This window comes from Streptacidiphilus sp. MAP12-16, from assembly GCF_041262165.1.
GTDB lineage: Bacteria > Actinomycetota > Actinomycetes > Streptomycetales > Streptomycetaceae > Streptacidiphilus.
In genome coordinates this window covers 49,770-72,143 of record NZ_JBGCBY010000011.1, presented here as the reverse complement: position 1 = coordinate 72,143, position 22,374 = coordinate 49,770, and the positions used below count along the sequence as shown (strand labels likewise).

General features: G+C 71.9%; 19 protein-coding genes and 2 tRNA genes. 10 read left to right on the top strand and 11 right to left on the bottom strand.

Annotated features, from left to right (window positions below; genetic code table 11):
- Window positions 1-39 precede the first annotated feature (39 nt).
- Both ABIA33_RS16695 and ABIA33_RS16690 read left to right on the top strand, forming a co-directional pair.
- Window positions 40-1,215: a GDSL-type esterase/lipase family protein gene (locus tag ABIA33_RS16695; RefSeq protein ID WP_370082191.1), complete on the top strand. Its 1,176-nt coding sequence runs from the start codon at window positions 40-42 to the stop codon at window positions 1,213-1,215.
- 135 nt (window positions 1,216-1,350) lie between these two features.
- Complete coding sequence (locus ABIA33_RS16690) at window positions 1,351-2,544, top strand: alpha/beta hydrolase (RefSeq protein ID WP_370082189.1); 1,194 nt, start codon at window positions 1,351-1,353, stop codon at window positions 2,542-2,544.
- Window positions 2,545-2,578: 34 nt separating this feature from the next.
- Here the strand turns inward: ABIA33_RS16690 and ligD (ABIA33_RS16685) are convergent, their stop codons facing one another.
- A complete protein-coding gene (ligD, locus tag ABIA33_RS16685) occupies window positions 2,579-3,466 on the bottom strand; it encodes a non-homologous end-joining DNA ligase (RefSeq protein ID WP_370082187.1) in 888 nt (295 codons plus the stop codon).
- A 99-nt stretch (window positions 3,467-3,565) separates the two neighbouring features.
- On the opposite strand from ligD (ABIA33_RS16685), the gene ABIA33_RS16680 reads away from it, so the two are divergent.
- The 4 genes from ABIA33_RS16680 to ABIA33_RS16665 all read left to right on the top strand — a co-directional run bounded on the left by ABIA33_RS16680 (window position 3,566) and on the right by ABIA33_RS16665 (window position 6,564).
- The gene (locus ABIA33_RS16680) at window positions 3,566-4,645 is read left to right on the top strand and encodes a Ku protein (RefSeq protein WP_370082185.1); all 1,080 of its coding nucleotides are present in this window, start codon (window positions 3,566-3,568) and stop codon (window positions 4,643-4,645) included.
- Window positions 4,645-5,646 (top strand): non-homologous end-joining DNA ligase, encoded by a 1,002-nt coding sequence (ligD, locus tag ABIA33_RS16675; protein ID WP_370082182.1) that lies wholly within the window; start codon window positions 4,645-4,647, stop codon window positions 5,644-5,646. Before ABIA33_RS16680 ends, ligD (ABIA33_RS16675) begins: the two co-directional genes overlap by 1 nt.
- 75 nt (window positions 5,647-5,721) lie before the next feature.
- Entirely contained in the window at window positions 5,722-5,889 is a 168-nt protein-coding gene (locus ABIA33_RS16670) for a hypothetical protein (protein ID WP_370082180.1), read from the top strand.
- Between the two features lie 153 nt (window positions 5,890-6,042).
- Window positions 6,043-6,564 (top strand): ATP-binding protein, encoded by a 522-nt coding sequence (locus ABIA33_RS16665; protein WP_370082178.1) that lies wholly within the window; start codon window positions 6,043-6,045, stop codon window positions 6,562-6,564.
- A 171-nt stretch (window positions 6,565-6,735) separates the two neighbouring features.
- On the opposite strand, the gene ABIA33_RS16660 is transcribed toward ABIA33_RS16665, so the two are convergent.
- The gene (locus ABIA33_RS16660; RefSeq protein WP_370082176.1) at window positions 6,736-7,317 is read right to left on the bottom strand and encodes a TetR/AcrR family transcriptional regulator; all 582 of its coding nucleotides are present in this window, start codon (window positions 7,315-7,317) and stop codon (window positions 6,736-6,738) included.
- Window positions 7,318-7,401: 84 nt separating this feature from the next.
- Here ABIA33_RS16660 and ABIA33_RS16655 point away from each other — a divergent pair, with 84 nt between their 5' ends.
- On the top strand, window positions 7,402-8,283 hold the full coding sequence (locus tag ABIA33_RS16655; RefSeq protein ID WP_370082497.1) for an SDR family oxidoreductase: 882 nt from the start codon (window positions 7,402-7,404) through the stop codon (window positions 8,281-8,283).
- Between the two features lie 122 nt (window positions 8,284-8,405).
- Here ABIA33_RS16655 and ABIA33_RS16650 read toward each other — a convergent pair whose 3' ends face one another.
- From ABIA33_RS16650 to ABIA33_RS16640, 3 genes are all read right to left on the bottom strand, one after another.
- A complete protein-coding gene (locus tag ABIA33_RS16650; protein ID WP_370082174.1) occupies window positions 8,406-8,951 on the bottom strand; it encodes a type II toxin-antitoxin system PemK/MazF family toxin in 546 nt (181 codons plus the stop codon).
- A gap of 86 nt (window positions 8,952-9,037) precedes the next feature.
- Window positions 9,038-9,110 (bottom strand) — tRNA-Asn (locus tag ABIA33_RS16645).
- A 45-nt stretch (window positions 9,111-9,155) separates the two neighbouring features.
- Window positions 9,156-9,228 (bottom strand) — tRNA-Asn (locus tag ABIA33_RS16640).
- Window positions 9,229-9,551: 323 nt separating this feature from the next.
- Between ABIA33_RS16640 and ABIA33_RS16635 the strand changes: the two genes are divergently transcribed.
- Entirely contained in the window at window positions 9,552-9,863 is a 312-nt protein-coding gene (locus tag ABIA33_RS16635; protein WP_370082172.1) for a hypothetical protein, read from the top strand.
- Between the two features lie 47 nt (window positions 9,864-9,910).
- On the top strand, window positions 9,911-11,344 hold the full coding sequence (locus ABIA33_RS16630; protein ID WP_370082168.1) for an FGGY family carbohydrate kinase: 1,434 nt from the start codon (window positions 9,911-9,913) through the stop codon (window positions 11,342-11,344).
- A 31-nt stretch (window positions 11,345-11,375) separates the two neighbouring features.
- On the opposite strand, the gene ABIA33_RS16625 is transcribed toward ABIA33_RS16630, so the two are convergent.
- From ABIA33_RS16625 to ABIA33_RS16600, 6 genes are all read right to left on the bottom strand, one after another.
- The gene (locus ABIA33_RS16625; RefSeq protein WP_370082166.1) at window positions 11,376-12,599 is read right to left on the bottom strand and encodes an RNA polymerase sigma factor; all 1,224 of its coding nucleotides are present in this window, start codon (window positions 12,597-12,599) and stop codon (window positions 11,376-11,378) included.
- A 315-nt stretch (window positions 12,600-12,914) separates the two neighbouring features.
- The gene (dnaG, locus tag ABIA33_RS16620) at window positions 12,915-14,852 is read right to left on the bottom strand and encodes a DNA primase (protein WP_370082164.1); all 1,938 of its coding nucleotides are present in this window, start codon (window positions 14,850-14,852) and stop codon (window positions 12,915-12,917) included.
- Window positions 14,853-14,893: 41 nt separating this feature from the next.
- Window positions 14,894-16,153, bottom strand: coding sequence for an NAD(P)/FAD-dependent oxidoreductase (locus ABIA33_RS16615; RefSeq protein WP_370082162.1), 1,260 nt, complete (start codon window positions 16,151-16,153; stop codon window positions 14,894-14,896).
- Window positions 16,154-16,258: 105 nt separating this feature from the next.
- A complete protein-coding gene (locus ABIA33_RS16610; RefSeq protein ID WP_370082160.1) occupies window positions 16,259-17,656 on the bottom strand; it encodes a deoxyguanosinetriphosphate triphosphohydrolase family protein in 1,398 nt (465 codons plus the stop codon).
- 73 nt (window positions 17,657-17,729) lie between these two features.
- Window positions 17,730-18,641 (bottom strand): sirohydrochlorin chelatase, encoded by a 912-nt coding sequence (locus tag ABIA33_RS16605; RefSeq protein ID WP_370082158.1) that lies wholly within the window; start codon window positions 18,639-18,641, stop codon window positions 17,730-17,732.
- A gap of 161 nt (window positions 18,642-18,802) precedes the next feature.
- On the bottom strand, window positions 18,803-19,678 hold the full coding sequence (locus tag ABIA33_RS16600; protein ID WP_370082156.1) for a serine protease: 876 nt from the start codon (window positions 19,676-19,678) through the stop codon (window positions 18,803-18,805).
- Window positions 19,679-20,063: 385 nt separating this feature from the next.
- On the opposite strand from ABIA33_RS16600, the gene ABIA33_RS16595 reads away from it, so the two are divergent.
- Window positions 20,064-22,202 (top strand): molybdopterin oxidoreductase family protein, encoded by a 2,139-nt coding sequence (locus ABIA33_RS16595; protein ID WP_370082495.1) that lies wholly within the window; start codon window positions 20,064-20,066, stop codon window positions 22,200-22,202.
- Window positions 22,203-22,374: the final 172 nt, after the last annotated feature.

The window sequence follows — 22,374 nt, the reverse complement described above, 5'->3', positions numbered from 1 at the left end:
TGCGCCCTCACGCAGGAGGCCGAACGCAGGAGTTCCGCCGTGTCCAAAAGCTGTGACAGACCCGCGCGTACTCACAGAGCCGGACGGCTCGCCGCCGCCCTGCTCGCCCTCCCCCTCAGCGCCACCGGCCTGCTGGTCGCGGCCGCTCCCGCCCACGCCAGTCCGGTCGCCGGACCGGCCGTCACCGTCTCGATGGGCGACAGCTACATCTCCGGCGAGGCCGGTCGCTGGCAGGGCAACAGCGACTCCTTCAGCGGCAGCCGCGACGGCACCGACCGTGCCTACACCGGCAGCGGCTACGACCCCACCGTCGTCTACGGCAGCACCTACTCGAGCGGGTGCGACCGCTCGGCCTCCGCCGAGGTCGACAGCGCGTTCGGAACCGCCCAGGCGATCAACATCGCCTGCTCCGGCGCCACCACCGCCGACGTCTTCCGCGCCGCCGACGGCGGCCAGACCTTCAAGGGCGAGGCCCCGCAGGCCGACCAGCTGGCGACCATCGCCGCACACCACAACGTCAGTCTGGTCACGCTCTCCATCGGCGGCAACGACCTCGGCTTCGCCAACGTCATCTCCAACTGCGTTCAGGACTACGAGGTCTGGTACTCCTACTGCCAGCCCTCCCAGCAGGCCGCGATCGACTCCGCGATGGGCACCGCGATGGCGAACGTCGGGAAGTCCATCGACGAGATCCGCGCAGCGATGTCCGCCGACGGCTACGCGGCCTCCGACTACCGGATCGTGCTGCAGTCGTACCCCTCCCCGATCCCGCGGAGCGCGGAGAACCGGTACCCCGAGAGCGGCTGGAGCCGCACCGACAACGGTGGCTGCCCGTTCTGGAACGCCGACTCGGACTGGGCCCGCGACACCCTGGTCCCGGAGATCTCCGACCATCTCGCCGCCGTCGCCGCGGCCCGCGGCGTGCAGTTCCTCGACCTGCGCGATTTCCTGCAGGGCCGCGAGGTCTGCTCCACCGCGACCCGACTGGCCGGCTCCACCCAGGCGCCGTCCGCGACCACCAGTGAGTGGGCACGGTTCCTCACCACCGGCGCCACCCAGGGAACCCTGCAGGAGTCCTTCCACCCGAACTACTACGCGCAACTGGCCCTCGGCCGTTGCCTCGCACTGATCCAGGCCCAGCCGACCGGCAACTTCGCCTGCCGCAACACCGCAGGCCAGGACGCATCGGGGGTGTACCTGAGCGGCATCTCCTGACCTCCGCGCACAGTGACAGAAGTGCGGCGTGACAGAGGTTCAGCCCCCGTACTCGCGGCTTCGGGCAGCGTCCGGCCGCCGCAAGGTGCACGCTGGAGAGCGTACGAGCCGGAGGACGACCGGGGGCGATGAGGCATGGGTCTGACCAGTCACAGGGTGCTGGCGCTGTCGGTGGCTCTCTCCGTCCTGACGGTGGTCGGCACGCTGTGGATCTGGCCGCGACTCGCCGTGCACAGCTGGCCCGCGCTGTTCGCCCGGCTCGGCACCATCGTGGTCACGCAGGTCGCGGTGCTGTGCACGCTCGCCCTGATCGCCAACAACTACTTCGTGTTCTACAGCAGCTGGTCAGACCTGCTCGGCACCGGCAACAAGGGACCGGTCAACTTCTCCAGCCCGAATCCGGACAGCAGCGGCGGCACAGGAAGGGGCGGCGGCAACGGCAACGGGAGGAACCCCGGCACCCCTGGCAGCCGCCCGGCCGGAGTCCAGCCCCTCGGCACCGACTACATCCGCGGCATCAACGCCATCAGCCGGGACCCTGCGCAGATCGGCCGACTGGACCAGGTGCGGATCCCCGGCGTGACCAGCGGTCTGTCCACCGACGGATACGTCTACCTGCCCCCGCAGTACTTCCAGCCCGCATTCCGGAACAAGAAGTTCCCGGCGATCATCGCCATGACTGGCTTTCCCGGTGAAGCCAAGAACCTGATCACCAAGCTGAACTACCCGGCCACCGAGCTCCAACTGCTGCAGGACGGCAGGATGACGCCCGCCGTCCAGGTCCTGATGCGCCCCTCCCCGTCGATGCCTCGGGACAGCGAGTGCGAGGACGTCCCCGGCGGCCCGCAGGCGCAGACGTACTTCACCAGGGACGTGCCGCAGGACATCGAGGCCTCATACCGGGTGGCGGGCGGGACGCACAGCTGGGGCGCCATCGGCGACTCCACCGGCGGCTACTGCGCGCTCAAGCTCGCCATGACGACCCCGTCCGTGTTCACCACCGCGGTCGCCCTGTCCGGATACTTCAAGGCCGCCCAGGACATCACCACCGGAGACCTCTTCGGCGGCAGCCGGCAGCGGCGCAACGAGGCTGATCTGAACTGGCGGCTCGGCAACCTCCCGCAGCCTGCGGTGGCCCTGATGCTGGCCACCAGCAAGCAGGACGGAAATTCGTACGCACAGTCACAGGCGTTCGCCGCTGCGGTGCGCGCCCCCATGACCGTGGCAGAGGCGTCGGTCGACAGCGGAGGCCACAACTACACCACGTGGATCAGACTGCTCCCGGTCTCGCTCGAATGGCTCAGCGCCCACCTCACCGGTCCGACCTGACCTCACGGAACGGCCTGCCCACGGACGCGCGCGCCTACGGGAGGGCGTGCGCCGCCCGCGGGTCCAGCAGTCCGGCCAGCAGGTCGCCGTGCCGCTCGACCCGGTGCAGGACTTCGTCGGGGGTGAACGCGAGCTCACTCCCGGCGAGGCCGGCCTCCACGTCGTCCCAGCTGATCGGCGCCGACACCGAGACCGGATCGACCGCGCGGAGGGTGTACGGCGCCGCGGTGGTCTTCGACGTGGAGTTCTGCGACCAGTCGACCAGCACGCGGCCGGTGCGCAGCGCCTTGAGCATCTTGTGGACCACCAGGTCGGGGTGATCGCGTTCCAGACGTTGGGCGACTCGCTTGGCGTATCCCAGGACCGCCTCGCCGGTGGCGCCCGCGATCGGGGCGTAGAGGTGCAGGCCCTTGGAGCCGGAGGTCTTGACCCAGGCGGTGAGTCCGTCGTCGGCCAGGCGCTCGCGGGTCAGCAGGGCGACGGCGCAGCACTCGGCCATGCCGGCGCCCGGTCCGGGGTCGAGGTCGATCACCAGCCGGTCGTGCCGCTCGGGGCCACCGGTGGTGGTCCACTGCGGGACGTGGATCTCCAGCGCGTAGAGGTTGCCCAGGGCCACGAGGTCGCCCAGCGTCTCGACGACGACGTTCCGTTTTGGTCCCTCCTTGCTCGGCACGGGGGCCGTGCCCACCCACTCCGGCAGGCCGGGCGGCGGGTTCTTGGCGTAGAAGCGCGGCCCGTCGATGCCCTCCGGAAAGCGGACGAAGGAGGCCGGACGCCCTGCGGTGTGCGGGAGCAGTACGGGGGCGATCATCGCGAGGTAGTGCAGGGCCTCACCCTTGGTGAACCCCGGCCACAGCAGTTTGTCCAGGTGGGACAGGGCGAGGAGGTGACCATCGACCTGCGTGGGCGTCTTTCCCGGCATAGCCTTTAATTCTCCCCGAAAGGGGCGAATCGTGCGTCATGCTCCATCGAGTGCGCGATCCCGGGTACGTCGGCGGGGGTGTGAGAAACGGAGTGGATCGTGCCGCGTTCCATCTGGACCGGATCCATCAGCTTCGGGCTGGTGAGCATCCCGGTGAAAGTCGTGTCCGCCACCAGTTCCGAGCACACCGTGCGCTTCCGCCAGCTCCACAAGGAGGACCTCGGCCAGGTGCGCTACCGCAAGGTCTGCGAGCTGGACCAGGAGGAGTTGGCCGCTGACGACATCGTCCGCGGCTACGAGGCCGCCGACGGGCGCATCGCGGTGGTGACGGACCCGGATCTCGCCGACCTGCCGCTGCCCACCGCGCACACCATCGAGGTCTCCGGCTTCGTCGAGATCGACACGGTGGACCCGCTGCGGCTGGGCAAGTCCTACTACCTGACCCCCGACAAGACCGGCGCCAAGCCGTACACCCTGATGCGCGAGGCCCTGCGCCGGAACGGGAAGGGCGCGGTGGCGAAGCTGGCGATGCGCGGCCACGAGATCCTGGCCCTGATTCGGGTCCACGACGACATCCTGCTGATGACCCAGCTGCTCTGGCCGGACGAGATCAACTCCACGCAGGGCATCGCCCCCGAGGGCAGGGTCACCGTGACCGACCCCGAACTCGACCTCGCCGACGTACTGATCGACACGCTCGGCGCCGCGGACCTGGACGCCTACAGCGACGACTACCTGGCCGCGGTGGAGGAACTGGTCGCGGCCAAGCTCGAGAACGCCACGGTCCGCACCCCCGCGACGACGGAGGCGCAGGCCCCCCAAGGCAAGGTCGTGGACCTGATGGCGCTGCTGCAACGGAGCGTCTCCGCTGCCCGGGACTCCCGCCGGTCCGCCGACGACGAGCAGCCGGAGCAGGTCGAGCGGCCCGAACGTTCCCGCCGCCGGCCGGCCGCGGAGCAGACCGCGACCGGGTCCAGCGGCGGTCGGGCACGCAAGTCCACCGCCGACCGCCATCTGCAGTCCGCGCCCGAACCCAGCCCCAAGGCGGCGACCGCTCGCAAGTCGACCGCGAGGACCGCGGCGAAGAAGGCCGGCGAGAAGAAGGCCACCGAGAAGAAGACCGCGGAAAAGAAGACGCCGGCGCCGGCAAAGAAGACCGCCACCCGTAAGGCGTTGTGATGCCCCGAAGCGACGCGGTGAAGGCACCGGTTGACCTGCCGGTGCTGGACCCGATGCTCGCCAGCGCCGGAACGCTGCCCCGGGACCGCGACCAGTGGGCTCTGGAGTGCAAGTGGGACGGCATGCGGACCCTCGCGTACCTCGACGGTGCCGGGGGCCTGCGCCTGGTGTCGCGCAACGGCAACGACGCCACCGACCGCTACCCCGAACTCGGGGTGCTGCCGGAGCTGCTGCCGGGCCGTGACCTCATTCTGGACGGCGAGATCGTCGCCTTCGACCCGAGCGGCAGACCCTCCTTCGGGCAGCTCCAGGAACGCATGACGCTGCGCAAACCGGCCGCGATCAAGTCGGCGATGCACGAAATCCCGGTCACGCTGATGGTGTTCGACCTGCTGTGGCAGGACGGTGTCCGCACCACCGACCTTCCCTACGCCGGACGCGGTACGCTCCTGGACTCCCTGGACCTGCGCAGCCGGCATGTGCACGTGCCGCCCGGCTGGCCGGGCGAGGCCGCCGACGAGGCACTCGCCTGGACGGAGGCGATGGGACTGGAGGGGGTGATCGCCAAGCGGCTGAACTCGCGGTACCGGCCGGGGGTGAGGTCCCGCGAGTGGATCAAGATCAAGCACGTGCACAGCCTCGACGTCGTCGTGGGGGCGTGGGTGCCCGGCGGCCCGGACGGCGACATGGTCAAGGCTCTGCTCGTGGGTGTCCCCGGCAAGGGCGGCCTGCGCTACCGCGGCGCGGTCGGCACCGGCTTCTCGCAGGTCGAACGCCGCGCTCTGGCCGCGGTGCTGCGTCGGCTGGACGCCAGGACCTCGCCGTTCACCGATCCCCTGGACGGTCTGGACCGGGGCGAACTGGTCCGCTGGGTGCGCCCGGAGCTGACCGGCGAGGTCGAGTTCGCGGAGCTCACCGACCGCGGGCGGCTGCGCCAGCCGGTCTGGAAGGGACTGCGGGGACAGCTCCAGGACGAGCCTCCGTGGGATTGGTCAGGATAGTTGTCCCTTGGTCGCGATATCTGTCACTCCGCCGACGCCCACCATGGGTGCCGGACTTGAGAGTAGAAAGGAAGGATGGGAAGACCGGCAGTCGTCGTGCTCTACGTGTTCGCGCTGGTAGCCGTCGTGGTTGGCGTGGACGTCCTGTTCTTCAGGCACCAGTTCTGGGAGCGGCTGATGGTGAACATCGGAATCGTCCTGGTGTTCGCAGCGTTCTATTTGAGGTTCCTGAAGCGTTCATGAGCGCAGCCGCCGCAATGCGGCTCGCCCGGCGGGCGGGTGATCAAGCCTGACCGGGTCAGGTCCGGCCGAGGCCGCGTCCATGAGAAACGCCGAAACCGTACCGGACTTCTGCTGTGCGTTCCCGCGGCCCGCGCAGCGCTAGCGTTGGGTCCCATGATCGTATGGCTCAACGGCACCCACGGCGCGGGCAAGACGACGACCAGTGCACTCGTGCAGCAGCTGATCCCGGATTCACGGGTGTTCGACGCCGAGAAGGTCGGCGAGACACTCATGGACATCACGCCGGGGCTGCCCGGGACGGACAACTTCCAGCACTGGCCGCCGTGGCGGCCACTCGTAGTCGAGACCGCCCGCCGCGTACTCGACTACACCGGCGGCACTCTGGTGATGCCCATGACTGTCCTGGTCGAGCAGTACTGGCGCGAGATCAGCACCGGCCTCGCCCAATATGCCATTCCGGTACGGCACTTCGTCCTCCACGCTGACCAGGACACGCTCCGCGGGCGCATCGAGGGGGACACTCTTCTCGGCCCCTCCCCGTTCCGTCTCACATACCTTGAGCCCTACGCCGAGGCGGCCCGCACGTGGCTACACGGCGAGGCCGAGGTCGTCGACACCTCGCACCTCACGCCCGCCCAGGCCGCCCTGCGGATCGCAGAGGCCGTCAAGAGTTGAGGTCCGCCCGCCACCCGACCAGGGGCCCGGCTCAGCCCGGCACCGCGGCGTCATCTACCCCGAAAAGTCGCACGGCCGTAGTCGATTGAGTGCGGGCAAGGCCGGGCGCAGAGCAGCTCAGCAGCGGATTTCCGGTCGATTGACTGCCCGAGGTCGGCTCGGCGGCTGCTGCTAGCGAAGGTCCGCGGCTGCCGCGCGGAGTTCGTCGAGTGCGGCTCGCGTGTGGGTCGCCAGCTCGCCGGGGTCCTGGTCGCGGTCGGGGTCGGCCCACTGGCTGAATCCGAGCTTGAACGCGAGCACGCCGAGTTCGGCGGCCACCTGCGCCGTGGGTTCTTTGACATCGCGTCTCTTCAACGCATCGACCATCGCCGCGGCCATGCCGATGCTCTTCAACGCGTCGCGCTTCTGCAACTCCTCGTTCGCCTCGATCGCCGCGCGCAGCAGCGGGCTGAGCTCGCGGTTGAACGATGTCATCTCGGCCGATGCGCGCTCCAGGCCGGCCTCGACGGCCGTCATTGGCGTCGCATCCGCGGGAGCGGCATCGATGCCCTCGGCCAGCAGGCGGCTGAGGGCCTTCTGCCCCGCTGTGAGGATCTCCCGCTTGTCGGCGAAGTGGCGGAAAAAGGTGCTCCTCGTGAGACCTGCCCGCTCGGAGATCTGAGCGACCGTCGTGTCGTCATAGCCCTGCTCGGCGAACAGGCCGAGCGCCGCCACGACCAGGCGCTGGCGCGCATCAGGCTTCCATCTCGGCATATGGCCAGTCTAGACGATGCGACATGTGTCGCATCGCGGTGTACGGTGATGGGACACATGTCGCATCACTTTTCGGAGCTCACCATGCGCGTCTTCATCACCGGCGGAACGGGCCTGATCGGCTCGGCCGTCGTCGCCGAACTGCTCGCCGCAGGCCATTCGGTCACTGCCCTCGCTCGTTCCGACGCCTCTGCGGCAACCGCCCGAGCCGCCGGCGCCGAGGTGCTCCGCGGAGGGCTCACCGACCTCAAGGTGCTGCGAACCGGCGCGGAACAGGCAGATGGCGTGGTCCACCTCGCCTTCAGCAACGACTTCAGTTCGCCCGAGGCACTCGCCCAAGCGATCGCCGAGGAAGGCGCCGCGCTCGCGACGCTCGGCGACACCTTGGTCGGCACGCACCGGCCGCTCGTCACCGTGTCGGGCACGCCCTACGTGCCGGGACGCGCATCGACCGAGGACGACCCGTCGCCGACCGATGGACCCGTCGGCGGACGTAGCCAGTCGGTCAACCGCGTACTCGAACTCGCCTCGCGCGGCGTGCGCAGCACAGCAGTACGGCTGCCGCGCACAGTCCACAACCAGGGCCGGGGCGGGTTCGCCGGACTGCTCACCGACATCGCCCGCCGCACCCACGTCGCCGGCTACCCCGGCGATGGCGCGCAGCGCTGGCCGGCCGTCCACGCGCTCGACGCCGCCGTCCTGTTCCGGCTCGCGTTGGAGAAGGCGCCGGCCGGAAGCTCGTGGCACGCCGTTGCCGACGAAGGTGACGCGGTACGCAACATCGCTGCGGTCATCGGGCGGCGGCTCGACCTCCCGGTCGAGTCGGTGCCGCAAGAACGCTTCGGTCCCCTCGGCCCGATCTTCGCGACCGACCAACCCGCATCCAGCGGTCACACCCGCGCCGCTCTCGGCTGGGAGCCGACGCACCCGAGCCTGCTCGACGACCTGGAGAACATCGAAGCCTGAGTCCGCTGCCGGACTGACCGGCGGTCGCAAAGGAACGCGGGCCTCGCTCGCCCGCCGAGCGGGGCCCGGACCTGCTACTGCACAGCAGGCGGCAGGCGGCCGGGCAGTGAGGTCAGGCCGGGTCAGGCCAGTGCTTTCCGTACCCGGGCCCACAGTTGCTGGTCCACCGCGCCGACCCGGCGGCGGAAGTCCTCGAGCGGGACCTCGCGCGACTCGTCAGTCTCCAGCCAGCTCTCGCGGTGGTCGCGGTCACCCACCGTTCCCGGCGGCAGCGGGAGGACGCCGGGGCGCTCGGCATGGTGCTTGCTCGTGATCTTCAGCACCGTCGCCGCGCGGGCACTGCGGTGCAGCACCAGGCAGGGGCGGTCCTTGGACCCCGGCCCGTCCTCGAACGGCACCTGGGCCCACCAGATCTCGCGCGGCTCAGGAAGCCGGGACGGCGCACCTCGGGACGGGCCCCTGACCGGGCCCGTGGACGGGCGGCCCGGCGGGCGCGTCGACCGCGGGCGCTGGCCGCCGGGCCGGGCGGAGCCGCCGCCGCGCCGCCTGCCGTAGCCGAACACGCCGGCCGCCAGTACCGCCGCCAGCGCGAGCACCGCGATCAGCGCTCCCGCGCCTCCCGCACTCCCGTGTCGGGCGGCGGCCTCGAGCAGTTGAGCGTGCGTCATCCCTGGTCCCCATCCTCGTTGCCACGTCCGCTCGCACCGGAACAACGCCGAAGGCCCCGGCGGCGTGCCGGGGCCTTCGGGTGAAGCTCCTCCAATTGGACTCGAACCAATAACCTGCCGATTAACAGTCGGCTGCTCTGCCAATTGAGCTATGGAGGATCGTCCACTGCACCGGGACCGGACCGTCGTGGTCGACCTCGGCAGCTCCCCCAATTGGACTCGAACCAATAACCTGCCGATTAACAGTCGGCTGCTCTGCCAATTGAGCTATGGGGGAAGGTGCGGCTTCGTCGGCCCTGCTCCGTCGAGCTGGGCGGCGGCGTCTGCTGCGGGTCATACATTAGCGCACGTAGGGGGGTGCTCCGCCAATCCTTACCCGGACGACCGGCCCGCCCCGGCCCGGCCCCGGCTCCGCCGCGACCGGCGGGAGTGGGTTCGCCGGCGGGTCGCCGGGGTAGGCGTCAACGGATGGGCAGCCGAAGGCACGGACCGGCGCGGCAGCCGTACGGTCCGCGGCAGGCCCCCGTAGGCTCCCCACGAGTGATCGGCGCGGACGCGGACTCGCGCGCGGACGGCCGTACGGACAGAGGTGGAGGCGACATGCGCAAGCTCCCTTTCATCGCGGGACTGGCCATCGGCTACGTACTTGGCACCCGCGCCGGACGCGAACGCTACGAGCAGCTCCGCAAGACCGCCCGTGATCTCTCGCAGACCCCGGCCGTGCAGTCGGCCGCCCGGAACACCAAGCAGGCTGCGGGCTCCGCAGCCGGCAAAGCCGCGGACGCGGTCGCCGGGAAGGTCGGCGACAAGCTGCCGAGCGCGGTGATCGAGCGCGTCCCCTACCTCCGGGACCGCGCCACGGCCGGTACCTCGACCGGCGACACCGACGCGTGGGGCAGCCCCGGAAAGTAGCGCCGCGGAGACGCGGGCGGCGTGCGAGTGCGGCATGATCTCGTGATATGGCGATATCGGCTGGCATCGACTGTTCCACCCAGTACACAAAGGTCGTCATCTGCGACACCGACACCGGCGCGGTGCTGCGGGAGAATCGCGCTCCGCACCCCGGCGCGACGACCTCGGCCACCGCCGGCGGCACCGTCGCAGAGATCGACCCGCAGGCGTGGTTGCGCTCGCTCGGCGCAGCCGCGGCCGACGGAATGCTCGAAGGCGTGCGCGCGATCGGCGTCAGCGCGCAGCAGCAGGGCCTGATCGGCCTGGACGCCGGCGGGGTGCTGGTACGTCCGGCCCTGCTGCGCCACGATCCGCGCTCCGCCGCCGCGGCCGCCCAACTGGTGTCCGAGCTCGGCGGCCCCGCCGCCTGGGCCGAGGCCGTCGGGAACGTGCCCAACGCGGGATCCACCGTCGCCAAGCTCCGCTGGCTGGCCGAGCACGAGCCGCAGGCGGCCAAGCGCGTCGCCGAGGTCCTGCTCCCCCACGACTGGCTGGTCTGGCAGCTGCTGGGCCATCCCGCGCGAAGGACCACGGACCGCGGCGACGCCTCGGGGACGGGCTACTGGTCGTCGCTGACCGGCCAGTACCGGAGCGACCTGCTCACCCTGGCGCTCGGTCACGAACCCGCGGTGCCGGACGTGCTGGGCCCCGCCCAGCCCGCCGGGCACAGCCCGGAGGGGCTGCTGATCTCCGCGGGGACGGGCACCACCATGGCCACCGCCCTGGGCCTCGGTCTGGGCGCCGGCGACGTCGTGGTGTCGCTGGGCAGCACCGGCACCGTCTACGCCGTCCACGACAAGCCCCTGGTCGACGCCACTGGCACCATCACTTCCTACGCCGACGCCTCCGGGCGCCACCTGCCGCAGGTCGGGACGCTCAACGCAGCGCGGGTGCTGCGGGCCACGGCCGAACTGCTCGGCACCGACGCGGAGGGGCTGAGCGATCTGGCGCTGCGCTCCACACCCGGCTCGTACGGCCTGGTGCTGCTCCCCTACCTGGACGGTGAGCGGACCCCGAGCCTTCCGCGCGCGGCGGGAACCCTGGCCGGTCTGCGGATCGACTCGATGCGGCCCGAGCATCTGGCCCGAGCCGCCGTCGAAGGCATGCTGTGCGGTCTCGCGGACGCGCTCGACGTGCTGCGGGACCGGTCGGTGCGGGTCCGCCGGGTGTTCCTGACCGGCTCCGCCGGGCGGCTCGCCGCCGTGCAGAGCATCGCGCCGCTGGTGCTCGGCGTGCCGGTGGTGATCCCCGCGCCGGGCGACTACGCCGCCCTCGGGGCGGCCCGGCAGGCGGCCTGGTCGCTGGCCGGGACGTCCGTACCGCCGCAGTGGCCGCTGCGCGACGCGGTCACCGTCGACCCCGGCGAGGACGTCGCGGTGGGCAGAGCGGTGCGGCAGCAGTACGCGGCGGTACGTGCGCAGATGCATCCCGAGCTGGGCTGACCGGCGGTCGGCCGGCTCGGGGCGGAGGCGCTCAGTCCAAGTAGCCGCGGAGCTGGTCGGCGAAGGCGTGGTCGCGGAGCTTGTTGAGGGTCTTGGACTCGATCTGGCGGATGCGCTCGCGGGTGACGCCGAACAAGCGCCCGATCTCCTCCAGCGTGCGCGGCCGGCCGTCGACCAGCCCGTAGCGGAGCTGGACGACTCTGCGCTCGCGCTCGCCGAGGGTGGACAGCACCGCTTCCAGGTGCTGCCGCAGCAGCATGAACGCGGCGGACTCGACCGGCGAGGCGGCGTCGCCGTCCTCGATCAGGTCGCCCAGCGCGACGTCGTCCTCCTCGCCGACGGGCGCGTGCAGCGACACCGGCTCCTGAGCGAGCCGCAGCACCTCGACGACGCGCTCGGGCTGCAGCTCAAGGACAGCGGCGACCTCGGTCGGGGTGGGCTCGTATCCGCGCTCCTGGAGCAGCCTGCGCTGGACCCGCACCACCCGGTTGATCAGTTCCACGACGTGCACCGGGACGCGGATCGTCCGTGCCTGGTCGGCCAGGGCGCGGCTCATCGCCTGGCGGATCCACCAGGTGGCGTAGGTGGAGAACTTGTAGCCGCGCGCGTAGTCGAACTTCTCGACGGCGCGGATCAGGCCCAGGTTGCCCTCCTGCACCAGGTCGAGCATGGTCAGACCACGGCCCACGTAGCGCTTCGCCACGGAGACGACGAGACGCAGGTTGGCCTCGATGAGCCGCCGCTTGGCGATGCGGCCGATCACGATGATGCGGTCGAGGTCGTCCGCCAGACGTTCGTCCGGGGTGCCGTCGAGGCCGACGAGACCTCCCGTACCGCCCAGGCCGGCATGGGAGTTGAGGTACTCCTCGGCGAACAGTCCGGCTTCGACCTGGCGGGCGAGTTCGACCTCGTCGACCGCGGTGAGGAGAGGGATGCGACCGATCTCGCGGAGGTACTGGCGGAAGAGGTCGGCGGAGGGGCCCGCCGTGTCGTCGAGTGCGGGTGCGGGCTCGTCGGCGCGGGTCTCGACGGGCCGGTCGGCGGGCGGGTCCTCGGGCAGGTCTGCCGGAAGGTCGACGGGGAGGTCGGGCAGGTCGGGTAGGTCGGCGGGCACCTCGGCGGGGTCGACGGAATCCAGGGCGGCGAGCTCCTCCGGCGTGGGCACTGTCTCGGGAGGCTGGTCGTCGGGTGGCTGGCCTTCGGGCGGCGGGAGAGTGTCCTGGGGGGCTGGTCGGACGGCCGTGGCGAGGTCCACGTCCTTCCCTTCCGGCGCCGGGGGTCGCTCTGCGGACGAGGAGGTCGGCGCCTGCTGGCCGGAGCTGCGGCTGGGACAGAGGCTGTGACGTGTGCTGTGACCGGTGCGGGCGGCGCCTGGCATCGGAACGTCGGGGGCCTCGCCGCCCTCCGTCCGGGACGCGGTAGGCGAAGATCCGCCGGGGTCGACGGTCCCGCGCTCAGATGATTGGGGCACCACAACCCAGTGTGCGCCCCCGCTGACGCTCAGGCAGAGATGTGTGCGTGCACTTTCTGCAGCGCGCCGCAGGCGTTTCCCGGGCCGCCGCGCCGTCGGTCAGAGGGCAGCGGCACCGCGTTCGCGCAGCGCCTGGCCGTACTGCTGGAGGGCCCACAGCTCGCCCTGGACGGCCGCGAGTTGCTCGGGAGTGGCGCGCGGACCGAGCCGCTGGAGGTGCGCCCGGCAGTCGGCGATCCGGCGGTCCACGGCCTGGAGCCGCAGCTTGACCAGGAACTCTCCGGCGTAGATGGCGTCGGCGGTGCGGCGGGTGCGGACGGGTTCGACGGTGAGCTCGGTGATCAGTCCGCGCACGGCGTCGTCGGGCGCGGCCGCGCGGACCAGCGCCGACCAGGCGTCCGGCGCGGCGGCCCCGGTGGCGGCGCCCCCGGCGGCGGCGACGGCGGCCCGCACCGTGGCGTAGGGCGGGGTGGGGAACTCGTCCTCGGTGTAGAAGTCGAAGGTGGGGGCGACCAGGGCCGGGTACTGGAGGGCGAGCTTCAGCAGCTCCCGTTCGACGAACTGGGCCGGGTCGCGGGGGTTGAGCCGGAACGCGGGGCGGCGCGGCGCGGTGGTGGGAGTCGGCGCGCCGACGGCGCGCCGGTCGCCGGGGCGGTCGCCCGGACGGTTGCCGTTGCGGTCACGCTGCTGCTCGTCCCGCTGCCGCTGCCAGCGGGCGAGTTGGTTGACCCGGCGGACCACGAACTGCTCGTCCAGGATGCCGACCATCCCGGCGAGCTGGACCGCGTAGTCGTGCTGGATCGAGCCGTCCTTGATCCGCGCGACGATCGGCGCGGCCTGCTCCAGGGCGGCGGAGCGGCCCTCCGCCGTCTCCAGGTTGTGCTGGGCGACGGCGGCCCGGATGGCGAAGGCGAACAGCGGCACCGGGTTCTCGATCAACGCTCGGACGGCTTCGTCCCCCTGGGCCAGGCGCAGTTCGCACGGGTCCATGCCGCCGGGGCTGACCGCGATGGAGGTCTTGGCGGCGAACTTCTGGTCGTCCTCGAAGGCGCGCAGTGCGGCCTTCTGGCCTGCGGCGTCGCCGTCGAAGGTGAACACGACCTCGCCCCGGTACTGCGAGGTGTCCATCAGCAGCCGCCGGAGGATCTTGATGTGGTCCTCGGCGAAGGCGGTGCCGCAGGTGGCCACGGCGGTGGTGACGCCCGCGAGGTGACAGGCCATCACGTCGGTGTAGCCCTCGACCACGACGGCCCGGCCGGTCCTGGCGATGTCCTTCTTGGCGAGGTCGATGCCGTAGAGGACGTGGGACTTCTTGTAGAGCGGGGTCTCCGGAGTGTTCAGGTACTTGGGGCCCTTGTCGTCCTCGCGGAGCTTGCGCGCGCCGAAGCCGATGACCTCGCCGGTGATGTCCCGGATCGGCCAGATCAGCCGGCCCCGGAACCGGTCCATCGGCCCGCGGTTGCCCTCCGAGCAGATGCCGGAGAGCAGCAGCTCGCGGTCGGTGTAGCCACGGCCGCGGAGGAAGCGGGTGAGGTTCTCGAAGCCGCCGGGGGCGTAGCCCAGGCTGAAGTGCGCGGCGGCGTCGGCCTCGAAGCCGCGTTCCTTGAGGAAGCGGCGGCCGATCTCCGCCTCGGGGCTGCTCAGCTGCTCGGTGAACCACACGGCGGCGATCTTGTTGATCTCCAGCAGGCGGGTGCGCTCGCCCTGCTGGCGGCCCGGCTGGTAGCCGCCGCCCTCGTAGCGGAGGGTGATGCCCACCTGCGCGGCGAGACGTTCCACGGTCTCGACGAACGACAGGTGTTCGATCTTCATGACGAAGCTGAGGGTGTCGCCGCTCTCCTGGCAGCCGAAGCAGCTGAAGACACCCTTGCTCGGGCTGACGTAGAAGGACGCGGACTTCTCGTCGTGGAACGGGCACAGACCCTTCAGCTGACCGCCGCCGCCATTGGTGAGCTGGACGTACTCCCCCACGACAGCGTCGATCCGCACGGCGGCTCGCACCGCCTCAACATCTTCGTCCCTGATCCGCCCGGCCACGTCTCGCAGTGTACGGCCGGGGGCTGACAGGGTTCGACGGGTCAGAGGTCGGCCAGGGGGGTCCCGGGGTCGGCGAGGCGGTCGGGGTCGATCGGGCGGGCGGAGCGGATGAGCTGCTGGATGCTGCCCGCCACGTCCCAGACATTGACGTTCATCCCGGCCAGCACCCGGTTGTCCGGCCCCTGCCAGAAGGCGATGAACTCGCGCTTGCCCGCGTCGCCGCGCACCACCACGTGGTCGTAGGAGCCGGGGGCGGCGAATCCGGAGTACTCCATGCCGAGGTCGTACTGGTCCGAGAAGAAGTAGGGGACGCGGTCGTAGACGACCTCCTGGCCGAGCATGGCGCGGGCGGCGGCGGGGCCGCCGTTGAGGGCGTTGGCCCAGTGCTCGACCCGCAGCCGCCGGCCGAACAGCGGGTGCTCGGCCGAGGCCACGTCACCGGCGGCGAAGACCGCCGGGTCGGAACTCCGCAGCGAGGCGTCGACGGCGATGCCCGCGCCGTCCGCAGCCTCGGCGATCGCGAGACCCGCGGCCTCGGCCAGCGCCGTCTGCGGGGCGGCGCCGATGCCGACGAGAACGGCGTGCGCGGGGTGCTCGTCCCCGTCGTCGGTGTGCGCGGCCAGCACCATGCCGTCCTCGCCCTCGATACCGGTGACGGAGGCGCCGAAGTGGAACTGCACGCCACGGTCCTGGTGCAGCTGTGCGAAGAACGAGCCGAGCTCGGGCCCGAGTGCCCCGTACAGCGGGGTGGGCTGAGGCTCGACGACGGTGACCTCCGCGCCGTAGCCACGGGCCGCCGCGGCGACCTCCAGGCCGATCCAGCCCGCGCCGATGATCAGCAGCCGCCCGTTCTCCCGGCCCAGGGTCTGCAGGGTGGCCCGCAGCCGCTCGGATTCGGAGAGCTTCCGCAGGTAGTGGACGCCGCCCAGGTCGACGCCGGGGACGTCGAGGCGGCGCGGGGCGGAGCCGGTGGCGAGCAGCAGCCGGTCGTAGCCGAGGACGGTGCCGTCCCCGAGGTGGACCGCGCGAGCGGCCCGGTCCAGCAGGGTGACCGGCGAGCCGAGTCGCATCTCGACCTCCTGCGCGGCGTACCAGTGCGAGTCGTGCACGAAGAGGTCGGCCCGCGGCGTGTTCGCCGCGAGGTAGCCCTTGGACAGCCCCGGCCGCTCGTACGGGGGCTCGCGCTCCTCCCCGACGAGGATCACCCGGCCGGTGAAGCCCTCGGCGCGCAGGGTCTCCGCCGCCTTGGCCCCGGCGAGCCCGGCACCGACGATGACATGGGTCTCGTGTGCGTCCACCACGGATGGTCTCCTGTCGGGTCATGGAACTGTGCTCAGCAGCGTCCCGCACCCGGAGGGAACGGTGAAGGGTGCGAACCTGTCGGGCTGCTGCCCGGCCGGGCCCGGCTAACGGGTGGTCAGCGCGCGATGTCGGGCCGCGGCCGACGCGTCGGTGAGGGTCGCGATCTGGTCCACCACGGCCCGCAGCCGGGCGGCGTCGTCCCGTGCCTCCTCGTACAGCGCACGGAAGACCGGGTCCAGGCCCTCCGGAGCGGCGTCGACCAGCACCTCCGCGAGCTCGCGGATCACGGTGCGCTGCCAGGTGCGCAGTTGCTCCTGGTCGTCGCGCTGCATGACGTAGCGGTCGGCGACGGCCTTCAGCACCGCGCACTCCAGCCGCACCCCGCGCGGGACGATCAGGTCCGCCCGGTAGCGGCTGAGCGGCCCCGGACCGTACTCGGCGCGGGTGGCCTGCTCGGCGGCGGTGCAGAAGCGGCCGATGAGCTGGCTGGTGGCGTCCTTGAGCGTGGCCCGGCCCCGGGCGGAACCGTCGTAGCTTCTGGGCCACCATTCCTCGTCCTGGAGCCGGTCCAGCGCCTCGGCGAGCTCGTCGGGTTCGGCGTTCGGGGCGTAGCGGGCGGCGACCAGGAACAGTTCTTCGCGTTCCTGCGGGGAGTGCAGGGCGGCCGGGGCGACATGGCCGGCGTGCAGGCCGTCCTCCACGTCGTGGACGGAGTAGGCGACATCGTCGGACCAGTCCATCACCTGGGCCTCCAGGCAGCGCCGGTTGGCCGAGGCGCCCTGGCGGAGCCACTGGAACACCGCGAGGTCGTCCTCGTAGACGCCGTACTTGTGCGGAAACTCCGGGTGGCTGCCGCGGGTCCAGGGGTACTTGGTCGCGGCGTCCAGCGCGGCGCGGGTGAGGTTCAGCCCGACGCTCCGACCTGACGCATCGTCAGTACTGCGCCGTGGTTCCCCGCCGTCGGTGCTGCGCCGTTGTTCCCCTCCGGCTCCGCCGTCAGTGCTGCGCCTTTGTTCCCCTCCGGCTCCGCCGTCAGTGCTGCGTCTCTGTTCCCCTCCGGCTCCGCCGTCAGTGAAGCGCTTCGGCTCCAGTCTGGTGAGGATGCGCAGGCTCTGCGCGTTGCCCTCGAAGCCGCCGCAGCCGGCGGCCGCTCGGTCGAGGGCCTGTTCGCCGGTGTGCCCGAACGGGGGGTGGCCGATGTCGTGGGCGAGGCAGGCGGTCTCCACCAGGTCGGGATCGCAGCCCAGGGCGGCGCCGAGCTCCCGGCCGACCTGGGCGCACTCGAGCGAGTGGGTCAGCCTGGTGCGCGGGAAGTCGTTGGCGAGCGGAGCGACGACCTGCGTCGTGCCGGCGAGTCGGCGCAGCGCGGCGGAGTGCAGCACGCGGGCGCGGTCACGCTGGAACGCGGTACGGCCGGGACGCTTGTCCGGCTCGTCCACCCAGCGGGCCTGGGCCGCGGCGCTGTACTCGGAACTGACGTGATCCCTGTTCTTGTCGTCCATATACCCGCAACCGTAGCCCGGGGGTAGGACAGCCCAGGCCAGACACGCTTCAGACAGTTCGGTCCGGGTCCGCTCAGACCGCGGCGCGGATCGCGCCGAGACGGTTCGCGGCGGCGCTGTCGCGAGCGACGTCGTAGCGGTCCAGCAGCAGCCGCGCCATCGCCTGCTGCGCGCCGAGTGGCGGCGCGACCAGCCAGGGTGCCGCACCGGCGGCGAGGGACGCGAACTCGCCGGGGGCGGTGAAATAGGAGGAGACCGCGATCCGCCGGTAGCCGCGTTCCCGCAGCGCGGCCACGGCCTGCGGCACGCTGGGCGCCGCGGCGGAGACGTAGGCGGGGACGACGGGGACGTGCAGCCGCGCCGCGAGCAGCAGCGCCTGAGTCTGCGCGTCCTTGGCCGAGGCGGGGTCCTTGGACCCGGAGGCGGCGAGGACGACCGCGTCGCGGGCGTCGCGGCGACGCTCCCTGGTGACCTCGGGGTCGTCCCAACCGACCTCCGCGAGTCGCAGCCGCAGGGCCTCGGCGAGCAACGGGTGCGGGCCGAGCGGGGTGGCGACCGCCGCGTCCAGCCGGGGGTGCCGGGCGACGGCCGCGGGTATGTCGACGCGTACGTGGTGGCCCCGGCCCAGCAGCAGCGGGACGAGGACTGCCTCGGCCGACCGCAGGTCGGCGAGGACGTCGTCGAGCAGCGGTTCGTTGAGTCCGAGGTGGGCCAGCCGGACGTCGAGGCCGGGACGCAGCGCACGGACCTGTTCGAGGAGCAGGCTGACGGTCTCGCGGGCGGCGGGGTCGCGTGAACCGTGGGCGACGGCGACGAGCACGGAACGCGCCGGACCCCGGGCGCGCCGGCCGGAGCGCTCCCGTCGGATGTCGACCGGGCGGATGTCGACCGGGCGGGACGAGAAGCTGTGGGCGATCTCGGCGATCAACTCGGCGTGGCTGCTACCGAGAGGGCCCCCTTCGGGGGTGGAGTCGGTCGGCGTCATGACGCCAAGCGTGCCGGACCGGTGTTTCGCCGCAGTTGCACGTCCGTCACGGGGGATTTCCCGCAGCTCACAGCCCGCAGCGGAGCGCGGAGCGGCAGCGCCGGCTTCGGCGGGGCCTCGGCGAGGCGTGGGCGCGGACTCAGCCAGGCCTGGGCGTGGACTCAGCCGAGTGCCTCGGCCTCCTGGTAGAGGGATTTCACCGCGCCGCCGAAGTAGCTGGCGTAGGAGATGTCGGGCGTGTCGCCGCCCTCCTGGTAGCCACCGATGACGCCGACCAGCGTGCCCCGCCCGGTCGCGGCGTCGATGCCGGTCAGCACGGGTCCACCACTGCTGCCGTCGGCAAAGCCGACGCAGTCGAACTCGGACTGCGTCGCCGCGTACGGCTTGAGGGTGTTCAGGCAGGCGACGGGCTGCTCCGCGGCGGTGGGGTAGCCGATCACGCCGACAAGCTGAGGGCGCTGCGGCGAGAAGCCGATGTGCTGGGCGCCGACGAGGTCGGCGAGCCGGGCCTTGGGTGTGCTCGGCTGCTGGACCACGACGAACGCGACGTCGTAGTCGGGGTCGTTACTCGCCGACCAGTGCGGGTCGACCAGGACCTTCACGGCCGTCCACTCCCCGTACGGCTCCACGCCGTCGTGGTAGCCGGGGACAAAGACGAACTGCGAGGTTGTCGGCACTCCGTTGACCGCGCTCTCCACGCAGTGGGCGGCGGTCGCTATGACGTCGCCCCCGGGGCTGTCGACCACGCTGCCGGTGCAGTAGTGGTGGTGGTCCGACCGGCCCTGCTGGTCGACGGTGAAGATCGCTCCGACGCTGGGCAGTCCGGTGAAGGGCGCACTGGCGGTGGCCGCCGCCGCGTGCGGGCCGGCCAGCGCCGCGGGCACGGACACCGAGGCGTCGGCGGCGGGAGCGGGTTGGGGCGGCGCGGGGGCCGGCTTACTACCGGCCTCGGCGCGATCGAGCACCAGAACGAAGCACACCCCGAACACGAGGACTCCGAGAATGCGGGAGATCACGCGCAGTTGGGAGCGGGTCACGCCGACGTGCTCCTTTCCGAACCAGAGACTAGATCGGATGATATGCATGAGTCGCTTACCCGTACACAGCCGCGACACGCTGCGGCGATGCCTCCCCTTCGTGCCGACGCCGGGGTCCGCACTCTCGGTGAGGGTGGCCATTTCCGGAATTATGCCGCAAGCCGGGGCGTGGGGCCCCGCGCCACCGTGTGCCTGACCAGGTGCCGGACCTGCCGCGAGGCCTGCGCGCCGGCCCGGCTCACACCCGCCCGCGGGCCGCGCTGAGGGCACCGTACCTGCGGGGTAACGCTGGGGATGCCGTCGCGAAACCCGGCCACCGCAGGCTCGCGGTATGGACGCCGCCACCATCCCCGACGCTGCCGCCCCCGTACCGACCGTGGCCGCAATGTCCGCCGCAGCCACCGTCGCGGCCGGTACCACCGCGACGCACTGCCCCTACTGCGCCCTGCAGTGCGGTCTCGGCCTGCAGCCCAGCAGCGGCGGACCGGTACCGCTGGTGGTCGTGGAACGGCCCGACTTCCCGGTGAACCGTGGGGCCCTCTGCGGCAAGGGAGCCACCTCCGCCGCCCTGCTCGATCCGGCGCTGCGGCTCACCACCCCCCTGGTCAGGGACCACCGTGGCGCCGCGCTGCGCCCCGCGAGCTGGGACGAGGCCCTGGACCGCACCGCCGCCGCCCTCTCCGCGGCCGCGCTGCGACACGGCCGGGACTCCGTCGGGGTATTCGGCGGCGGCGGCCTGACCAACGAGAAGGCGTACCTGCTGGGGAAGTTCGCCCGCACCGTGCTGCGCACCTCCGCGATCGACTACAACGGCCGCTTCTGCATGTCCTCGGCGGCGGCAGCGCAGATCCGGGCGTTCGGCCTCGACCGCGGCCTGCCGTTCCCGATGGAGGACATCACCCGCACCGGCTGCCTGATCCTGGTCGGCGGCAACCCGGCCGAGACCATGCCGCCCTTCGTCCGCTTCCTGAGCGAACTGCAGGACAACGGCGGCACCCTGATCGTCGTCGACCCGCGCCGGACCCGCACCGCCGAGCTCGCCGACCTCCACCTGCAGCCCCGTCCCGGCACGGATCTCGCGCTCGCCCTCGGCCTGCTGCACCTGCTCGTCGCCGAGGGCCGCACCGACGACGCCTACATCGCCGAGCGCACGACCGGCTGGGCCGAGGCCCGCTCCGTCGCCATGGCGCACTGGCCCGAGCTGGTCGAGTCGATCACCGGCGTGCCGCTCCCCCAGCTCCGGGAGACGGCCCGGCTCTTCGCGGACGCGCACTCCTCGATGGTGCTCACCGCGCGCGGCCCCGAGCAGCAGTCCAAGGGCACCGACACTGTCAACGCCTGGATCAACCTCTGCCTCGCCGCCGGCCGCCCCGGCCGGCCGAACTCCGGCTACGGCTGCCTCACCGGCCAGGGCAACGGCCAGGGCGGCCGCGAGCACGGCCAGAAGGCCGACCAGCTCCCCGGCTACCGCAAGATCGACGACCCGGTGGCACGCGCCCACGTCGCCGCGGTCTGGGGCGTCGACCCGGAGAGCATCCCCGGCCCTGGCCGGTCCGCGTACGAGTTGCTCGACTCGCTCGGCAGCGACGTCCGCGCGCTGCTGGTCACCGGCTCCAACCCGCTGGTCTCCGCACCGCGTGCGGGGCACGTGGCGCAGCGCCTGGCCTCGCTGGACTTCCTCGCCGTCGCCGACGTGGTGCTCTCCGAGACCGCTGCGACCGCCGACGTCGTCTTTCCGGTCACCCAGTGGGCCGAGGAGACCGGAACCATGACCAATCTGGAGGGCCGCGTCCTGCTGCGCCGGCAGGCCGTCACCCCGCCCGCGCAGGTCCGCAGCGACCTCGAACTGCTGCACGGCCTGGCGGCCAGACTCGTCGAGCCTTTGGGTGGACTGGACGAGCGGGCCTTTCCGACCGACGCCGAGAGCGTGTTCGCCGAGCTGCGCCGCGCCTCGGCGGGCGGGCCCGCCGACTACGCCGGCATCAGCTACCAGCGGATCGAGGCCGAGCAGGGCGTCTTCTGGCCCTGCCCGCAAGCGCCGGAGGGCGACCGCCCCGGGGCGAGCCACCCGGGCACGCCCCGCCTTTTCACCGAGCGCTTCGCCACCCCCGACGGCCTGGCCCGCTTCGTCGCCGCCGGACACCGTCCGAGCGCCGAGGAGCCCGACGCCGACTACCCGCTGCGGCTGGTCACCGGGCGGGTCCTGGCGCAGTACCAGTCCGGGGCGCAGACCCGCCGGGTCGCCGACCTCAACTCCGCGGCCCCCGGCCCCTACGTCGAGCTGCACCCGAGGCTCGCCGAGCGCCTGGGCGTACTCGACGGGGCGCCCCTGTCCGTCGTCAGCCGCCGCGGTCGGGCGACCGCCCCGGCCCGGATCAGCACGGCGATCCGCGAGGACACCGTGTTCATGCCGTTCCACTGGTACGGGGAGGGCCGGGCCAACTCGCTCACCAATCCGGCACTCGACCCGGTGTCCAGGATGCCCGAGTTCAAGCTGTGCGCGGTGAAGGTCACACCTGCGTAGTCCCTGACCGGGACGCTTTCCTGTACCTGCTGGTCGTCGCCACCAGCGCCGAGGACCGGTTCAGCCGCGTCGCCGACATCACCGCCCTGCAGAAGGCCGCGCAGCGGCCCACCACGGTCGCCGCCCCGCTGATCCTGCCCACCGGCGGCCACAACCGGAACACCTGGCAGCG

Coding starts and splice junctions, on each gene's coding strand:
- ABIA33_RS16595 (WP_370082495.1), top strand. CDS start 20,064: ATGTCCGCCGCAGCCACCGTCGCGGCCGGTACCACCGCGACGCACTGC.
- ligD (WP_370082182.1), top strand. CDS start 4,645: ATGCCCCGAAGCGACGCGGTGAAGGCACCGGTTGACCTGCCGGTGCTG.
- ABIA33_RS16630 (WP_370082168.1), top strand. CDS start 9,911: ATGGCGATATCGGCTGGCATCGACTGTTCCACCCAGTACACAAAGGTC.
- ABIA33_RS16650 (WP_370082174.1), bottom strand. CDS start 8,951: ATGACGCACGCTCAACTGCTCGAGGCCGCCGCCCGACACGGGAGTGCG.
- ABIA33_RS16670 (WP_370082180.1), top strand. CDS start 5,722: ATGGGAAGACCGGCAGTCGTCGTGCTCTACGTGTTCGCGCTGGTAGCC.
- ABIA33_RS16690 (WP_370082189.1), top strand. CDS start 1,351: ATGGGTCTGACCAGTCACAGGGTGCTGGCGCTGTCGGTGGCTCTCTCC.
- ABIA33_RS16665 (WP_370082178.1), top strand. CDS start 6,043: ATGATCGTATGGCTCAACGGCACCCACGGCGCGGGCAAGACGACGACC.
- ABIA33_RS16655 (WP_370082497.1), top strand. CDS start 7,402: ATGCGCGTCTTCATCACCGGCGGAACGGGCCTGATCGGCTCGGCCGTC.
- ABIA33_RS16605 (WP_370082158.1), bottom strand. CDS start 18,641: ATGACGCCGACCGACTCCACCCCCGAAGGGGGCCCTCTCGGTAGCAGC.
- ABIA33_RS16610 (WP_370082160.1), bottom strand. CDS start 17,656: ATGGACGACAAGAACAGGGATCACGTCAGTTCCGAGTACAGCGCCGCG.
- ABIA33_RS16635 (WP_370082172.1), top strand. CDS start 9,552: ATGCGCAAGCTCCCTTTCATCGCGGGACTGGCCATCGGCTACGTACTT.
- ABIA33_RS16660 (WP_370082176.1), bottom strand. CDS start 7,317: ATGCCGAGATGGAAGCCTGATGCGCGCCAGCGCCTGGTCGTGGCGGCG.
- ligD (WP_370082187.1), bottom strand. CDS start 3,466: ATGCCGGGAAAGACGCCCACGCAGGTCGATGGTCACCTCCTCGCCCTG.